The organism is Archangium sp. (assembly GCF_036277355.1).
In the GTDB taxonomy this organism is placed as follows: domain Bacteria; phylum Myxococcota; class Myxococcia; order Myxococcales; family Myxococcaceae; genus Archangium.
The window spans coordinates 1-17,212 of record NZ_DASUNC010000197.1 but is presented as its reverse complement, the minus strand read 5'-3'; the positions used below and the strand labels follow the sequence as shown (position 1 = coordinate 17,212).

8 protein-coding genes and 1 pseudogene are annotated in these 17,212 nt (G+C 70.4%); 4 read left to right on the top strand and 5 right to left on the bottom strand.

Features of this window, described 5'->3' with window-relative positions:
- Nucleotides 1-343: 343 nt before the first annotated feature.
- Together VFZ09_RS48505 and VFZ09_RS48500 are read left to right on the top strand one after the other, a co-directional pair.
- Nucleotides 344-1,456: pseudogene (locus VFZ09_RS48505) on the top strand (recombinase family protein); the annotation flags it as partial.
- A gap of 337 nt (nucleotides 1,457-1,793) precedes the next feature.
- Entirely contained in the window at nucleotides 1,794-2,729 is a 936-nt protein-coding gene (locus VFZ09_RS48500; protein WP_329734666.1) for an Rpn family recombination-promoting nuclease/putative transposase, read from the top strand.
- Between the two features lie 32 nt (nucleotides 2,730-2,761).
- Here the strand turns inward: VFZ09_RS48500 and VFZ09_RS48495 are convergent, their stop codons facing one another.
- Nucleotides 2,762-4,642 carry a serine hydrolase domain-containing protein gene (locus tag VFZ09_RS48495; protein WP_329734665.1) on the bottom strand — a complete coding sequence of 627 codons (1,881 nt, stop codon included), beginning with the start codon at nucleotides 4,640-4,642 and terminating at the stop codon, nucleotides 2,762-2,764.
- 105 nt (nucleotides 4,643-4,747) lie between these two features.
- On the opposite strand from VFZ09_RS48495, the gene VFZ09_RS48490 reads away from it, so the two are divergent.
- Entirely contained in the window at nucleotides 4,748-9,373 is a 4,626-nt protein-coding gene (locus VFZ09_RS48490) for a myxosortase-dependent M36 family metallopeptidase (RefSeq protein WP_329734664.1), read from the top strand.
- A gap of 145 nt (nucleotides 9,374-9,518) precedes the next feature.
- On the top strand, nucleotides 9,519-10,505 hold the full coding sequence (locus tag VFZ09_RS48485) for an aldo/keto reductase (RefSeq protein WP_329734663.1): 987 nt from the start codon (nucleotides 9,519-9,521) through the stop codon (nucleotides 10,503-10,505).
- Nucleotides 10,506-10,587: 82 nt separating this feature from the next.
- Here the strand turns inward: VFZ09_RS48485 and VFZ09_RS48480 are convergent, their stop codons facing one another.
- From VFZ09_RS48480 to VFZ09_RS48465, 4 genes are all read right to left on the bottom strand, one after another.
- The gene (locus tag VFZ09_RS48480; RefSeq protein WP_329734662.1) at nucleotides 10,588-13,023 is read right to left on the bottom strand and encodes a PAS domain-containing protein; all 2,436 of its coding nucleotides are present in this window, start codon (nucleotides 13,021-13,023) and stop codon (nucleotides 10,588-10,590) included.
- Nucleotides 13,020-13,430, bottom strand: a complete 411-nt coding sequence (locus VFZ09_RS48475) for a response regulator (protein ID WP_329734661.1) — start codon at nucleotides 13,428-13,430, stop codon at nucleotides 13,020-13,022. Before VFZ09_RS48475 ends, VFZ09_RS48480 begins: the two co-directional genes overlap by 4 nt.
- Nucleotides 13,431-13,439: 9 nt before the next feature.
- On the bottom strand, nucleotides 13,440-15,563 hold the full coding sequence (locus VFZ09_RS48470; protein WP_329734660.1) for a PAS domain-containing sensor histidine kinase: 2,124 nt from the start codon (nucleotides 15,561-15,563) through the stop codon (nucleotides 13,440-13,442).
- A gap of 187 nt (nucleotides 15,564-15,750) precedes the next feature.
- Nucleotides 15,751-17,212 (bottom strand): sensor histidine kinase (locus VFZ09_RS48465; protein ID WP_329734659.1); only part of this gene is annotated, 1,462 nt, incomplete at its 5' end.

Genomic DNA, 17,212 nt, shown 5'->3' with positions numbered 1-17,212 from the left:
GTGGACGTCGCGAAGACGCAAACCAGAAAAACCTCATCCGCTTCTCGCTCCACCGCCGGGTCTTCAAGCGCGCCAGGCGCCCATCTTCTTCGTGCGTAGCCAATCGGCCAGGCAGCCTCTGCTCTCAGCGACAGGGGTCCCCAAGCGAGTTGGATGGGCAAGCGTGTTTGGAAGGTGAAGTGGAATGCGCGTCCAGCCCCGGACGGCGAGGAGCGGCTGAGCAGGGCCATCAAGTTGCTGCTGGAAGCAGCCCGCGGCGCCTCATCGGCAAGCGCGATAGGCCCCGGGGCCGCACCATGCGGCCAGGAGGCAAGGGGCGTGGAGCACGCCCAGGAGGTGGGTCATGACGCAGAGGACGGCGCTGTATGCGCGCGTGTCGACGACGCGCCAGCAGGAGGACAGGACGGTAGCCTCGCAAGTGGCGGTCCTGGAGAAGGCCGCTGAGAGCATGGGGGTGCTGGTGCCCGCCGAGCATCACTACGTGGACGAGGGCTACAGCGGCTCACGCCTGGACAGGCCCGGCCTGGATGCACTGCGGGACGCAGCCGCTGACGGCCTGCTCGACCTGGTGCTGGTGTGTGCTCCGGACAGACTGGCACGCAACTACGTCCACCAGCAGATTCTCCTGGAGGAGTTGGGCAAGCGAGGCGTGCAGGTGCATTTCCTGGAGAGGCCCATCAGCGACAACCCCGAGGACCTGCTGCTGGTGCAGATGCAGGGCGTGATTGCCGAGTACGAGCGCACCAAGATTCTGGAGCGCACCCGCCGCGGGCGCCTGCACAAGGTCAGAAACGGGCAGATGCTGCCCTTCAACATTCCGCCGTATGGCTATCGGCTGGTGCACACGCCCCAACTGCCTCAGGGAGTCATTGTCCAGGACGAGGTGGAGGCGGCGAATGTGCGGCAGATGTATCAGTGGGTGCTGGAGGAAGACCTGAGTGCGCGCCAGGTCGCCAAACGCCTCAATGCCCAAGGCATCCGCCCACGCAAGGCGCGCCTGTGGTGCCAGTCGACGGTGTACAAGACGCTCACCAATCCGGCCTACGCAGGCCTGGCGACCTACGGCAGACGCGAGCCAGTGGAGCCCACACGGCCCCGTCACCCGGGTGCGTACCGCAAGACCTACAGGAGTAGCAGCCGGGCTCGTCCCAAGGCGCAGTGGCTGCAGGTGCCGGTCCCCGCCCTGGTGGAGCCGGCGCAACAGGCCCAGGTGCTCGAGCGTCTGTCGCACCACAAGCTGCTCAGCCCGCGCAATGTCCGCCATGAGTACCTGCTGCGTACCCTGGTGGTGTGTGGCCAGTGCGGTTGGAAGATGGCCTGCATCCGCCAGACCAGCGGCAGCCTCCCCTACGAATACTTCTACTACGCATGCTGGCGAAAATCGCCGACGGACACGGGCCGCCCCGAGCGCTGCCCCGCCAGACGCGTCCGAGCCCTGGAACTGGATGCGGTGGTGTGGAAGGCGCTGTGCGAGTGGCTAAAGCAGCCCCAGATGCTGCAGAAGGAGGTAGAGACCTGGCAGCTGAGCCAGCAGAACGCTCAGGCTGCACATCAGGAGACTGCGCGGCTGGAGGGGGCGTGCCGACACCTGCAGGGACAGATAGACCGTCTCGTCGATGCCTACCAACAGGGCGCCATCGAGGTAGACGAGCTCAAGGCCCGACGCCAGCGGCTGGAAGCCTCCCTTCAGGCGACTCGTGCTCGTGCCATGGCCCTGCAGGCACAGCAGGCCGATGAGGCGCGCTTGAAGAGGCTGGGGGCCGACATCGAGGCCTTCGCGGCAGCCATGCGCGATGGCTTGGAGGCGCTTGACTTCGCCGGACGCCAACGGCTCGTCCGCCTGCTCGTCGAGCGGATCGTGGTGGAGGGAGAGGATGTCACCATCGAGCACGCCATCCCCCTCTCCGGCCGTTTTATCGGTTTGCGTCTTCACGAGGGACCGGTGGATGGTGCTGCGGATGCTGCGCTACGTGGTTCGCCAGGTGGAGCGCTGGAGACAGGAGCACCCGGAGAGCACGCGGCTACCCGTCATCATCCCGCTCGTCATGTACCACGGGCCGGATGGGGCCTGGACGGCACCGCGCCGGGTGGAGGACCTCTTCGATTTGCCGGAAGGAGAGGAGACGCAGACGCATTGGCGAGCACTGGTGCCGCGCTTCGAGTACCTGCTCGATGACTTGACGGCCGAGCGGGAGGTGGCGCTGCGAGCGCGCTCGGGTCCGCCGCTGGCCCGGCTGGCATGGCTGGTGCTGCGCTACGGACGTACCGACGAGCTGGCGCGGAAGCTGCCGGACTGGGTGGCGCTCTTCGCGCATGTGCACGCGGATGCCGAGGGGGCCGAGCATCTGGTGGTCATCATTCGTTATCTGGTGTGGGTGGGGGATGCGGCCGTCCACACAGCGGCGAGACGGGTGTTACATTCGGTGCTGGATGCGGACCGAGCGGAGGAACTGATGGGCAGCTGGGCCGAGGAGATGATCGAGCGGGGAGTCCAGAAGGGTCTGGAGAAAGGTCTGGCGAGGGGCCGGGAGGAGGGTCTGCAGCAGGGGCTGCTCCGAGGCCGTGCCGAGGCCATCCTGCGGATTCTCACCGTGCGGGGCGTGCACGCCGACGAGGAGACCCGCCAGCGCATCCTCACCTGCTCGGACATGGCCACCCTCGATCGCTGGTTCGATCGTTCCCTGAACGCCACCACCCTCTCCGACGTGCTGGACGAGCGCGTCCAGTAGACGTGTCCCCGAATGCTCCTGGAGTGACGCCGTCACCAGGGGTCGAATCCGAGCAGGTGCCAGTGGTGGAGCCACGCGGCGAATGCGGTCGCGGCCAGCGTGGCTCCAGTGAGGGACAGACGTAGGACCAGGTTCCCCGAGTGCTTCCACCAGGCGCGTGCGCTCCAGACGAGTGCTCCAGGGGTGAGCACCGCGGCCCCGAGTGCGCAGGCCATCGCGGCTCCCAGCAGCCAGGGCGTCGCGCCGTACTCCAACTCGACGTGGTGGCGCACCAGGAGCGTGAAGCCGCACAGGAACAGCAGGTGCAACAGGCCAATGGCCGCCACCAGGAGCGTGGCCGGGCTCCGGTGGAGGACGCCCGCCAACACGGCCAGCGCGAAGAGCGCGGCGCACACGGCCAGCAGCCCGTAGGTGAACGCGGACGTTTCGTACCAGGGCACCCGCTCGTAGGCCGCCATGGGATGGTTCTCGAGGAACAGGTGCGTGATGTGGCCCGCCTCGTCCTCTCGGAAGGCCACACGCTCCGGTGAGGACGGATCATCGGCCGGACGGAACAGGCGGGGCGCTTCCTCCACCCAGCGCCGGGGGGCTTGCCCGGGCTTGCGGATGAGCAGGGTGCCATCTCCACCGTCGCGGACGCGGAACTCCTGGCGCCACCCCAGCGATGCCTCCGCCGTGTGGTAGGCCCGCCACGTCGTCTGATAGGCCCCCGCGAAGCGTGCCGCCCTCCCGGCGAAGTCCCGCGGGGGCACGGGCATGTCCGAAGGTGGGGCAGGGGAGTCGTGCTCGAGCACGGCCCGCAGCAGCTCCATCCGTGCTTGCTGCGCGGCGTCCTTCTCCCCCGGACCGTTGTACGAGACGAACAGCCCCATCCCGTGCTCCGGCATCAGCACCAGCAGCGAGTGGAAGAGGTACGCGTCCCCCAGGTGCCCGATGAGCCGCTGGCCCTCGAGGTGGAACTCCATGAAGCCGTGGGCCCACCCGCTCAACCGCGGGTCATGCGTGAAGTGCTGGCGATGCATCCGCCGCACCGTCTCCTCGCGCAGGATGCGGTGGCCCTCGTGCTGTCCTCCCTGGAGGTGCGCGAGCATGAACCTCGCCAGGTCCGTGGCCGTCGTGAGCATCGAGCCACTGGAGGCCACCACCACCTGCTCCAGGGGCCGGGCCCGTGGGCTCCCCTCCTCGACGGTGTGTCCCAAGGCCATGTCGGCGGCGAGCTCCGGTGGCACCGTCCGGCGGAAGAAGGTGCGCCGCATTCCCAGCGGCTCCAGCACGTTCTCCCGGAGGTACTGCTCGAAGGGCTGGCCCGAGACCCGCTCGACGATGTGCTCGGCCAGGCTCGTTCCGTAATCGGAGTACGCCGACAGCGCTCCCGGAGGCCGCACCCGGGCTGGCATGCGCTCCCGCAGGTATTCCGCCAGCGTGCCGGGCGGTGGGCCCTCGGGCCAGAGGCGCTCGCGTACCTCGAAGCCTCCCGCATGCGCCATCAGGTGCGCGAGCGTGAGGGGCCGGGCGTCCGCCGACGGGAGCCGCACGTCGTCCAGGTACGTTTGAACATCCACGTCCAGGTCGAGCCGTCCCCGCTCGGCGAGCTGCATCACCGCCGTCCAGACGAACAGCTTGCCCAGTGAGGCCACGCGGAAGAGCGTCTGGTCCGCCACCACGGGCGTGTGTCTTCCGGCGTCCGCGTCGCCGTAACCCCGGGCCAGCACCACCCGGCCGTCCCGCACCACCGCCACCGTTGCTCCGGGAATCCGGTACGCCGCGAGCTGCCCGGTGACCACGCGTTCCACGAGTGGCTCCAGCGAGACCGTGTCGTCCCGGGACGCGCTCTCCGCCCACGCTGGCGCCGACAGGGCGAGCACCAGCACCAGCAGACTCCTGGGGACTCCAATCAGTCGGTTCGGGGTCACGGATGTGTCACGGCTTCCGCCGTCAAGGATGCTGGGGGGGGTGAGGTTTCATTCCCTCACAGAGGGTGAATACGCTGAGGCTCCTCTCCACGAAAGAGATCCTCGGTGAAACGACTGTTGTATTCCCTGACCGGCCTCGTGCTGGCGTTGGGTGGCACCCGCGTGGGTGCCAGAGACCTCCCCCCCATTGATGCCTTCGCCCAGAGCCCGGCCCGGAGTCCGGGGGCGCGGCCGCGCACCTCCGTCCAGGGCGGTGAGGTGGCGCACGAAGAGCCCCGGCTCGGTGTCCCCACCTTCGTATGGGCCGAGCGCCCTCGTGGCGCGGGAGCCCTTCGCGCCCTGTCTCCCGAGCAGGCCGCGCGGGCCCACCTCGCCGGACGCTCGGGCTTCCGCTCCGAGGCGCACCTGCCCGCGGCCGGGGCTCCGCTCCGGCGTGTGGACCGGCTGGCGGGTGGCGGCTCCATCGTGACGTTCGCCCAGGAGGTGGAGGGCACGGAGCTCTTCGGTGACTCGCTCCAGGTGCTGCTGGACGCCAACAACGACCTCGTCGCCGTGACGGGCTACCTCACCCCGGACGCGGCGCGCGGTCCCCGGCTCCACTTCCGGCTGTCGCCCCAGGAGGCCGTGGGCCAGGCGCTGGCGGACCTCACCGGCGAGCCGCTGCACGCGGGCATGCTGGTGGACTCGGGCCGGGTGTCCGGTGCCTTCCACCACTTCGACTTCGCCCCCGCGTTGCGCATGCGCGAGCAGCGGCTGAGCCGCCCGGCCCGCGTCAAGCCCGTGGCCTTCCCGCTTCCCGAGGCGCTCGTCCCCGCCTGGTACGTGGAGGTCTTCGCGGGTCCCGACGCCAGCACCGAGGCCGAGGCCTTCGCGTACGTGCTCGCCGCCGGCGATGGGCGCATCCTCTTGCGCCAGAGCCTCACCTGGCAGGATGCCTATTCCTACCGCGTATGGGCCGACGAGACGTCACCGCACCTTCCCCATGACGGTCCCCAGGGCCATGGCGGCACGCCGCACCCCACCGGACTGCCGGATGGCTACCAGCCGCCCTTCGTCGCGCCCAACCTCATCACCCTGGCCAACAGCCCCTTCAGCCGCAACGACCCCTGGCTGCCCGCGGGAGCCACCACGCTCACCGGCAACAACGTCCTGGCCTACGCGGACGTCGTCTCCCCGGATGGCTTGAGCGCCGGGGATGTCTCCGCCGCGCCCACGGGCCCCAACACCTTCGACTTCGTCTACGACGTGTCCCTGCCGCCGGATGCGAGCGCCACCCAGCGCATGGCCTCCATCACGCAGCTCTTCTTCGTCAACAACTTCTTCCATGACTGGTTCTACGACGCCGGCTTCGACGAAGCCGCCGGCAACGGCCAGACGGACAACTTCGGACGCGGCGGACTCGGCAATGACGCGCTGCTGGCCGAGGCCCAGGACTTCAGCGGCACGGACAACGCCAACATCGAGGTCCCCGCGGATGGCGCCTCGCCGCGCATGCAGATGTATGTCTTCAGTCCCAAGGGGCTGAAGAAGCTCACCGCCCACGCGCCCGCCTCGCTGGCCCGGGACTACACCGCGGGCTTCGCCACCTTCGGCCCGCGCAACCACCGCCTCACCGGGGACCTGGTGCTGGTGGATGACCTGGCCAGCTCCACCCTGCGTACCGACGCGTGCGAGACGCCCTTCGCCAACGCGGCCCAGGTGGCCGGGAAGATCGCCCTCATCGAGGACGGCAACTGCCTGTCGGACAGGAAGGTGCGCAACGCCCAGGCCAACGGGGCGGTGGGCGCCATCATCATGAACCGCTTCAGCGACAGCGCGCCGGGGTGGATCAGCGGCTCGGACGCGGCCTCCGTCACCATCCCCGCGGTGAGCATCGGCAAGACGGATGGCACGTCCTTCAAGACCGCGCTGGCGGGCGGGCAGACCGTCACCGTCACGCTGCTGCGCGAGGAGCTGGTGCGCCGCGACGGCACCCTGGACAACACCATCGTCGCGCACGAGTGGGCGCACTACCTGAGCGCGCGCCTGGTGGGCAATGGCGTCGGTCTGCGCAACCAGCAGGGCGGTGGCCTGGGCGAGGGCTGGAGCGACTTCGCCGCCCTGCTGATGCTGGTGCGCGAGGAGGACGCGCTCGTACCGTCCAACGCCGGCTTTGGCGGCACGTACGCCACGGGGAGCCATGCCTTCGGGGGTGGCAGCAACAACGGCTTCTACTTCGGCGTGCGCCGCTACCCGTACTCCACGGACTTCAGCAAGAACCCGCTCACCTTCCAGCACATCCAGAAGGGCGTGGCGCTGCCGGAGGGCATCCCCATCTTCCCCGCCGGCCCGGACAACTTCGAGGTCCACAACGTGGGCGAGGTGTGGGCCCAGATGCTGTGGGAGTGCTACGCGGCGCTGCTGCGCGACACGGGCCGCCTCACCTTCGCCGAGGCCCAGCAGCGGATGAAGGAGTACCTGGTCGCCTCGCTGAAGCTCACCCCGTCCTCCCCGACGATTCTCGAGGCGCGGGATGCGCTGCTGGCGGCGGCGCGCGCCCGGGACGACCGGGACTACCGGCTCTTCCTGCGTGCCTTCGCCCGCCGGGGCGCGGGTGCGGGCGCGGTGGGCCCCGCGCGTGACTCCGGAGACCTCGTGGGCGTGACGGAGAGCTACGAGTCCGGCGAGTCCCCCACCTTCATCGCCGTGACGCTCGATGATGGCGTCGTCTCGTGCAATGGCGATGGCATCCTCGACAACGGGGAGACGGGCCGGATGCGCGTGACGCTGAAGAACCAGGGCGTCACCGAGTTCCGCGACACCCGCGTCACCGTCACCACCTCCAGCCCGGGTGTCACCCTGGGTAGCGGGGGGGTCATCACCTTCCCGGTGCTCGCGCCGGGGGCCTCGGCCACCGGGGAGCTGAACGTCACCCTGGAGGGCCCCCTGGCCGTGCAGCGTCTGTCCTTCGTCCTCACCTACGGGGACTTCGGCCCGGACTCGGTGGGGACCCGCTCGAGGAGCTTCGAGCACCAGGCCCACTACACCTTCGCCGATGGCAGCTCGAGCACCGAGACGGTGGAGGCCCCCAACGTCCTCGCGGGCACCTGGGCGACGTCGCGCCGCACCACCTATCCCTTCACCTACAATGCCCAGCTCTGGTCTCGCGCGGAGGAGGGGCAGACGCTCCACTTCTTCCGGCTGCCGGATGCCCCGGCGCTCTCGGACATCTACCTGGTGTCGCCTCCCCTGGCGGTGTCCTCCACGCAGGACTTCGGCTTCACCTTCCGCCACCGCTACGGGTTCGACTTCAAGGACGCCAACTCCTATGACGGCGGCGTCATCGAGATCAGCACCGACGGGGGCACGTCCTGGACGGACATCGGGACGTCCATCACGCCGGGTTACGACACCACCCTGTACACCAGCAGCCTCACCGACAACCCCCTCAAGGGAAAGAAGGCCTTCGCGCGCAGGAGCGCGGGCTACCCGGCATGGATCAACGCCACGGTGAATCTCGGCAAGACGTACGCCGGGAAGACGGTGCGCATCCGCTTCCGCGTGGGCACGGACGAGTCCAATGGGACCAGCGGCAACCCGCCGGGCTGGAACGTGGATGACCTCGCGTTCACGGGCCTCACGAACACGCCCTTCAGCGCCACGGTGGCCAAGGGCGTGGTGTGCAACCGGCCGCCGCTGGCCAGCGCGGGCGCGGACCAGGTGGTGGACGAGCGCCAGCCGGTGCGGCTGGAGGGCAGTGGCACGGATCCGGATCCGGGCACCACGCTCCACTTCTCCTGGAAGCAGCTCTCGGGCCCGAGCGCGGTGCTCACGGACAGCGGCACCGCCACCCCCTCCTTCACCGCCCCCGAGGTGACGAAGGATGAGGTCCTCACCTTCGAGCTCACCGTCAGCGATGGGGCGCTGTCCTCCTCGGATACCGTGGAGGTGAAGGTGCTGCAGAAGAACCGGACTCCCGTGCTCACGCCACTGCCCGGCATGGACGTGGACGAGGGCAGCCCCGTGACGCTCTCCGTGTCCGCCGTGGATCCGGATGGGGACGAGGTGTCCTACGCGTGGACGAAGAAGAGCGGGCCGGACGTGGTGCTCTCGGGCGTGGAGACCGGCACGCTCTCCTTCACCGCGCCCGAGGTTCCGGCGGATGCCACCCTCCTCTTCGAGGTGGTGGCCACCGATGGTCTCGACGCCAGCGCGCCCCTCGAGGTGAACGTCGGCGTGCGTCAGGTGAACAAGCCGCCCGTGGCCCGGGCGGGTGAGGACCATACCGTCACCGCTGGCGGGACGGTGTCCCTGGAGGCCTCGGCCTCCTCGGACCCGGACGGGGACTCGTTGCGCTTCGCCTGGAGCCAGGTGCATGGCCCCGCCGTGGAGCTCCTCGAGGCCACGAGCGACAGAATCTCCTTCACCGCTCCCGCCATCCTGGAGCCGGCCACCCTCACGTTCCGCGTGCGGGTGACCGATCCTGGCGCTCTCTTCGCCGAGGACGAGGTGTCCGTGACGGTGAACCCCGCTCCCGTCCCCGACGCGGGCACGGATGGCCCCGACGCGGGCACGGGCGGCCCCGACGCGGGCAGCGGCGAGACGCCTCCGGATGCGGGTACGGGCCCCGGTGGCGGCCAGGTTGACGCGGGGGGCTGCGGCTGCTCGTCGGGCAGCTCCTCCGGCACGGCCTCGCTGTTGCCGATGATGCTGTTCGCGCTCGGCCTCGTCAGCCGGCGCCGCCGGGTGTAGCCCGGCTTCGTGACACGGTCCGGGAGCCACCGCGCGCTCCCTGTTGGCTCCCGGACCCATCACCCGCACCTTCCGTACCGGAATCATGGCCCCGGAAGCTCCAGGCCGCTAACAAGGGCCGCCGTACCCACGAAGGAGGGACGTCATGGAGCAGAGGGCACTCGGAAAGCAGGGGCTGAAGGTGTCCGCCCTGGGCCTGGGCTGCATGGGAATGAGCGACTTCTACGGCTCGACCGACGAGAAGGAGTCCATCTCCGTCATCCACCGGGCGCTGGAACTCGGGGTGAACTTCTTCGACACGGCCGACATGTACGGGCCGTTCACCAACGAGAAGCTGCTGGGCAAGGCCATCGCCGGCAAGCGCGACCAGGTCATCGTCGCCACCAAGTTCGGCAACGTGCGCGCCGAGGATGGCTCCTTCCTCGGCATCAGCGGCAAGCCCGACTACGTGCTCAAGGCCTGTGACGCCTCCCTCAAGCGCCTGGGCATCGACCACATCGACCTCTACTACCAGCACCGCGTGGACACCACCGTGCCCATCGAGGACACCGTGGGCGCCATGGCCCAGCTGGTGAAGCAGGGCAAGGTCCGCTACCTCGGCCTGTCCGAGGCCGCGCCCGACACCATCCGCCGCGCCCACGCGGTGCACCCCATCTCCGCGCTCCAGACGGAGTACTCGCTCTGGAGCCGGGACCCCGAGGACGAGGTGCTCCCCACGGTGCGCGAGCTGGGCATCGGCTTCGTCCCCTACAGCCCGCTGGGCCGTGGCTTCCTCACCGGCCGCTACCGCCGCATCGAGGACCTCGAGCCCAACGACTGGCGCCGCAACAACCCGCGCTTCCAGGGAGAGAACTTCGCGAAGAACCTCCAGCTCGTGGACAAGATCAACGGCCTGGCCGCGCGCAAGAAGGTGAAGGCCTCCCAGCTCGCGCTCGCGTGGGTGCTGGCCCAGGGCAAGGACATCGCCCCCATCCCCGGCACCAAGCACGTGAAGTACCTCGAGGAGAACATCGCCGCGGCGGACATCCGGCTCTCCCCCGAGGAGCTGCGGGAGATCGACACCATCGCCCCCAAGGGCGTGGCGGCCGGCACCCGCTACCCCGAGGCCGGCATGAAGTCGGTCCACCGCTGAGCCGGGGCTGAAGGCCGCCGGGGTGGGCAGACCCTCACCCTGACCCTCTCCCAGCGGGAGAGGGGACGCCTCGTGGGGGAGGTCAGGGCCTCGGGACCGGTGGGGGCGTCGGGGCCCGCCGCGGCAGCCGCACCGTGAAGCGCGTGCCCTCGCCCTCGCGCGAGCTCACCGTGATGCCTCCACCGTGCGCCAGCACCAGCTGCCGGGTGATGTAGAGCCCCAGCCCCACGCTGCCCGCTCCACTGCCCGCGTGGCGGCCCCGGCGGAACGGCTCGAAGAGATCCGGCAGGATGGCCCCCTCGATGGCCGCGCCCTCGTTGTGCACCTCGAGGAAGACCTCTCCGGCCTCGCCCCGGCAGCGCACCCAGACCGCCGTGTCCGGAGGGCTGTGCTGGAGCGCGTTGCCCACCAGGTTGCCGAGCACCTGCGCGAGCCGGTCTTCATCCCACTCGCCCTTGCCATCCCCCTCCAGCTTCAACTCCAGCTGCCGCTCCGGATGGCTGGCGGCCAGCTCCTCCACCACGCCGCGCGCCAGCTCGAAGAGGTCCATCTGCTTGCGCTCCACCGGGATGCCGCCGCCCAGCCGCGCCTGGCTGAAGTCCAGCAGGTCGCGAATGAGGCGCGTGGAGCGGTCCGACGCGGAGATGATGCGGGTGAGGCTCTTGCTCTGCCGCTCGTCCAGCCCCTCGCGCGCCAGCAGCACCGAGGCGGAGATGCGGATGACGCTCAGCGGGTTGCGCAGGTCGTGGCTGACGATGCCGAGAATCTGCCGCTCGAAATCGGCGAGCTGGCGCGCCTCGGCCTCCTGCTGCTTCTGCATGGTGATGTCCACGTAGGCGCCCGTCATGTAGAGGGGGCGCCCGTTCGCGTCCACGAAGGTCTTCCCCTTGCCGCTCAGCCAGTGCACGTGCCCATCGGGCCACACCACGCGGAAGTCCATCTCGAAGTCCGCGCCCTCGCGCGCGCAGGCCTCGTTGCGCCGTGCCGCCTCGGCCCGGTCCTCCGGGTGCACCAGCGCCAGGCAGTCCTCCATCGTCTGCACCGTGCGCCCCGGCGGCAGGCCGAAGAGTTGATCCAGGTTCTCGTCCCACTCCAGCGCGTTGGTGCGGATGTCCCAGCGGAACGTGCCCGTGCCGCCCGCCCACAGCGCCGCGCGCAGCCGCTCGTCGCGCTCCTGCAGCGTGGCCTCCATCCGCTCGCGCTCCGCCAGCAAGTCCCGCAGCTGGGCCTCGCTCGCCTCCGCCTGGGCGCGCGCCTGCTGCGCGGCTTCATAGAGGCGGGCCCGCTCCAGCGCCTGCGCTCCCTGCCGCGCCAGCGCGAGGAGGAACTCCTGCTCGTCGGCGGACAGGGTGCGCGGCCCCGCGTAGTTCACCACCAGGGCGCCCATCACCCCCCGGCTGCCGCGCAGGGGCATCACCGCCGCGGCCTCGTAGGGAAGATCCAACCGCGCCACCGAGGGGTAGCGCCGGTCCCGCTCCTCGCGGTTGGCGAAGGTGACGAGCTTGTCGTTGCGCACCGCCTCCGTCACCGCCAGGGGCGCGTCGAGCGCAATGCGCTCCAGGTTGCGCGTCAGGTGCCGGACGTTCTCGGTGGCGTTCGCCAGCTCGAGCGTCTGGCCCTCCTCGCTCATCAGGCACACCGCGCCCGAGTGGGCCTCCAGCGCCGCCACGCCCTGGGTGAGGATGATGTCCACCACCTGCCGGGGCGTGAGGGCCTCGGAGAGCGCGGCGGTGACGGCCTGCAGGCGCGAGATGCGCTCCTGGGCCCGGCGCTGGTCGTCGATGTCGGCGTTGGTGCCGAACCAGCGGATGACGCGGCCGCGCGCGTCCCGCATGGGCAGGGCCCGGATGAGGTGCCAGCGCCACGTGCCACTGGACTGCCAGAGCCGGGCCTCCACCTCGTAGGGCTCCCCGGTGCGCAGGCACTGCTGCCAGCGCTCCATCACCCGGGGGAGATCCTCCGGGTGCACGGCCTTGGGCCACTGCGAGGGATCTCCCAGCGGAAGGCCGTTGGTCTCGTAGCCGCGGCGGCTGATGTAGTCCAGCACGCCATCCGGGCGGCTCGTCCAGATGGTGTGCGGCAGCACCTCGGCGAGCGTGCGGTACTGCTGCTGCACCTCGTGCAGGCGCAGCGTCTGGCGCAGCAGGTGCGCGAGGCGCTCCGGGGTGAGCGCCGACTTGGCGAGGTAGTCCGTGGCGCCGGCCTTCATCAGCTCCACGGCGATGTGCTCATCCCCCTGCCCGGTGAGCATGATGATGGGCGTCTCCACCAGCGCGGCGCGGGCCTTGCGCAGCACCTCCAGCCCGTCCTGGCCCGGCATCTGGAAGTCCATCAGGGCGCAGTCGAAGGTCTGCTCCAGCAGGGCGGTGAGCGCGGCCGTGCCATTGGCCACCTCGACGAGCTGCGCCTCGAGCCCCGCCTTGAGCAGGGCGCGCCGCACCGCGAGCCGGTCCACCTCGTCGTCGTCCGCGACCAGCAGCCGCAGCGGTTGCTCCTCCATGCGCTCCTCGGCCCTCACGGCAGCTCCACCCGGGACCAGTATGCGTTGAGTGCGGCCATCAACTCCACGAAGGCCGGCGAGGCCACGGGCTTGACGAGGTAGCCCGCTACGTTGTGCGCGTAGCTTTGCAGCCTGTCTCTCTCGTCGTTGGAGGTGGTGAGCACCACCACGGGGGTGGCGCTCAGCTCGGGGTCGGCGCGCAGGGCGCGCAGGAACTCGAGGCCATTCATCCGCGGCATGTTGAGGTCCAGCAGGATGAGGCGGTTGGTGGATGGCACGGTGCCGTTGCGCAGCAGCTCCAGCGCCTGACGCCCGTCGCCAGCGACGTACAGGGTGTTGTGGATGTTGCTCTTCTTGAAGGCGCGCTGGACGTTCATGACGTCCACCGCGTCGTCATCCACCAGCAGGATGTTCAGCGTCTTCACGGTACGCTCTCAGCGCCCCTCGTCAGGGGTGTGCTTGGGCCAGGTGAAACGGAAGGTAGCCCCCTGGCCAGGGGAGGACTCCAGCCAGGCACGCCCCCCGCGTGCCTCCACGCTCTTCTTCACCACCGACAGACCGATGCCGGTGCTCTCCACTTCATCACGGGCGCGCAGCGTCTGGAAGATGCCCCAGATGCGTTCATGGTACTCGGGTGCGATGCCCGGGCCATTGTCGGCCACGGAGAACTCCCAGAAGGCGTCCAACTGCCGGGCGTCCACCCGCACCCGCGTGTCGGACGACTGAGCGTGCTTGAAGGCGTTGCCGAGCAGGTTGAGGAACACCTGCTGCAGGGGCACCCGCTCGGTGCGCAGGGTGGGCATGCCGGGGGCCAGCTCCACGTGCGTGCCGGCGGGGGGGGCGAGCAGCTCCACGCACTCGGTGAGCAGCTTGCCCACGTCCACCGGCTCCGGCCGGCCCCGCACCCGGCCCGCGCGGCTGTAGTCGAGGATGCCGTTGATGAGCGCCTCCATGCGCTCCACGCGCCCGCGCAGCAGCCGCATCTGCTCGCGCGTCTCGTCCGTCATCACGGCCCGCAGGTCGTCCTCTATCCACTGCGACAGGTTGGCGATGCCGCGCAGCGGGGCCTTCAGGTCATGGCTGGCCACGTAGGCGAACTGATCCAACTCCTTGTTGCTGCGCTCCAGGGCGGCGATGAGGCGCTCGCGCTCGGCCTCGGCGCGCTTGCGCTCGGTGATGTCCAGCACCACGGTGGCCACGCCCAGCGTGGTGCCCTCGGCCGAGCGCACGGGCGCATAGCGCGCCAGCCAGGCCCGCTCCTCGCCGGAGGGCAGCCGGGTGGCGGACTCCACCGTCTGCGTCTCGCCCGTCTCCAGCGCGCGCCGCAGCGACTTCACCACGATGTCCACGCCGGGGCCCTGCGTGGAGAGCACCTCGGGCATGGTGTGTCCCAGGTGGTCCGCGGCGGGCTTGCGGTTGATGTCCTGCAGGGTGCGGTTGACGCGCACGAAGCACAGCGTCCGGTCGAAGAGCGCGATGCCGGCGGGGGCCGCGTCGAGCAGCGTGTCCAGCATGGCGCGGGCCTGCTCGGCGAGGTACTGCTCGTGCTGGGCCCGGCGCATGGCGTCCTGGCTCTCGCGGTACAGGCGTGCGTTGTCCAGCGCGAGCGCGGCGCGGCGCGCGAACTCCTCGGCCAGCGACAGGTCCGCGGCGGAGAAGCTCCGGACGCTCCCGGCCTGCACCAGCGTGATGCTGCCCAGCGTCCGCCCGTGCACCACCAACGGCACGATGATGGAGGAGCGCATGCCCAGCTCCCGCAGCAGCCGCAGGCCGTGCGCGTCGCGCGCGAGCTGGGAATGCATCGCGTCCGGGATGACCTCCAGCAGCTCCGGCTCGCCGGTGCGCAGCACGTAGCCGAGCCCGTGGGTGGCATGGTGCAGGTCCGCGGGCTCGCGGCGCGCCAGCTCCCAGATGAGCGGCTCCTTGAGGCTGTCGGTGTGCGTCACCGCGACGCGCTCGACCGTCTCGTCCTGCCGCACCAGGTCCACCGTGCACCAGTCCGCCAGGCGCGGGACGATCATCCGCGTGAGGTTGCGCAGCGTCTCCTCGGGATCCAGCGTGAGGGCGAGCAGGGCGCTGGCCTCGGCGAGGAAGCCGTGCACGTCGGCGGTGCGCTTCTGGTCGTCGATGTCCGTGCAGGTGCCGAACCAGCGGACGATGCGGCCCTGGGCGTCATGGACCGGGATGGCGCGGCCGAGGAACCAGCGCCAGACGCCGTCCAGCCGGCGGCAGCGGTATTCGATCTCGAAGGGCTCCCCGGTGAGCAGGCTGTGGCGCCAGCGCTTCTCGGCCTCGGCCATGTCCTCGGGGTGGAAGGCCTGCTTCCACCCATTGCCCCGCGACTCCTCGGGGTCCAGGCCGGTGTACTCGTACCAGCGGCGGTTGAGGTAGTCCTGGACGCCGTCGGGCCGGGACGTCCAGACGATTTGAGGCAGGGCCTCGGCCAGCATGCGGAATTGCTCGCGCTCGGTGTCGAGCCGCTGCTCGGCTCCCGCGACCCCGAAGACGGAGTGCAGGGAGTCGTAGGCGGTGAGATCTCCGTCGGACTGGCGGGACACGTCGAGCGGCCCTCCGCGGGGCAAAATGGAGATGGAACCTGCCGAGCAGCCCACCCGTCTCTTACTGCGTCCCGGCGACCTCATGTCCGGCCCGGCGGACTGGCTGTCGTCCGCGCAACAGGTCGTGCAGGTCCTCACATTTCCACGAGGCACACTCAGCGTGCGGGGGCTCGCCCGGCCGCCTGGTTCACGGGCGTTCCGGTGCCGGGACGAGGGGGAGGGTGAGCTCGAAGGTGGTGGCGCCCGGCAGAGCGACGAGCCGCAGGTCTCCCCCGTGGGCGCGGGCGATTTTGCGGGACAGGGGCAGGCCCAGGCCGGTGCCCTTTTCGCGCGTGGTGAAGAAGGGCTCGAAGATGCGCTCGCGTTCGGTTTCGGGCACACCGGGCCCCGAGTCCTCGACGCGGATGGTGTAGCCGAGGCCCTCGCCGCGGCCCGTGACGCGCACCTTGCCGCCGGGGGGCGAGGCCTGCACCGCGTTCTTCACCATGTTCACCAGCGCGGCCGTGAGGAGGCTGCCGTCCGCCTCGAGCACGGCGGGCTCGGCCACCACCTCCACCGTCACCTCGCGGGCCGCCGCGTCCGCCGCGAGCAGGATGCTGGCCTCGGTGAGCAGGTCCGGCGCGGCCACGGGCGAGCGCGACAGCGGCTGCTCCCGGGCGAAGGCGAGGAAGTCCTCGACGATGCGCTGGAGGTACTCCACCTCGTGCTGGATGCGCGCCACGTGCTCGGCGGCCTCCTCGTGGGCGCCGGCCTTCAGGTCCTCCGCGAGGATGCCCGAGAAGAGGGAGATGCCACCGAGCGGGTTGCGCACCTCGTGGGCCACGCCCGCCAGCATCAGCTTGAGCTGCCGGTCACGGCTCTCCAGGGCGCCGCGCATGACCTCGAGCTCGCGCGCCAGCACGCCGATCTCCCGCGTGGGCTCGGGAGGCACGGGCGTCGTCAGGTCACCCCGGCCGATGCGCAGCGCCGAGGCCATGAGCCGGTGGAGTGGCCGCGCCAGGCCGCGCGCGGTGAGGATGGCGACGAGGCCGAGGACCGCGAGGGCCACGCCGCTCGCCGCCGCGAAGCTCCGGGACAGGCGGGCGAGGGGGCCGAAGAAGGCGGCGCTGCCCTCCACGGCGACGGCGCCCACGACCTGGCCCTCACGGCGCACCGGGGCGTAGCCCGTCTTGTAGAGGCGGCCATCCGAGCCTCGGAAGAGCACCTGGCTGGCGGCGCGCTCACCGGAGAAGACGCGGGACAGCTCGAGCCTGTCGCGCGCGAGCTCGGGGACCTCGGTGCCCACGGGGAGCTCGCCGCCCACGTCCGCGCGGACGCGGCCCTGCGTGTCCACGACGTACAGGCGCCGCACGCCGCTGGAGTCACGGACCTCGGTGAGCAGGCGCACGAGGTTGCGCCACGTGCGCGTGCCGGTGGTGTCGTCACCGGGCTCGATGGTGAGCATGCGCTCGCCGCTCACCTGGCTCGCCGTGGCGGCGGCGATGGCGGAGAGGCTCGAGCCCAGCTCGTCTTCGAGGATGGAGCGGGCCAGCGCGTAGACGGCCGTCCCCGTGAGCGCGAGGAAGAGCAGCGTGGGCAGCAGGAAGGCCACGAGCAGGCGCGCCGAGAGCGAGCCCAGCGCGTCCTTCGAGCGGGAGGTGAGGGGAGGC

Excerpts from the sequence above, each read along its gene's own strand:
- VFZ09_RS48485 (WP_329734663.1), top strand. The coding sequence starts at position 9,519 with ATGGAGCAGAGGGCACTCGGAAAGCAGGGGCTGAAGGTGTCCGCCCTG.
- VFZ09_RS48500 (WP_329734666.1), top strand. The coding sequence starts at position 1,794 with ATGGCTTGGAGGCGCTTGACTTCGCCGGACGCCAACGGCTCGTCCGCC.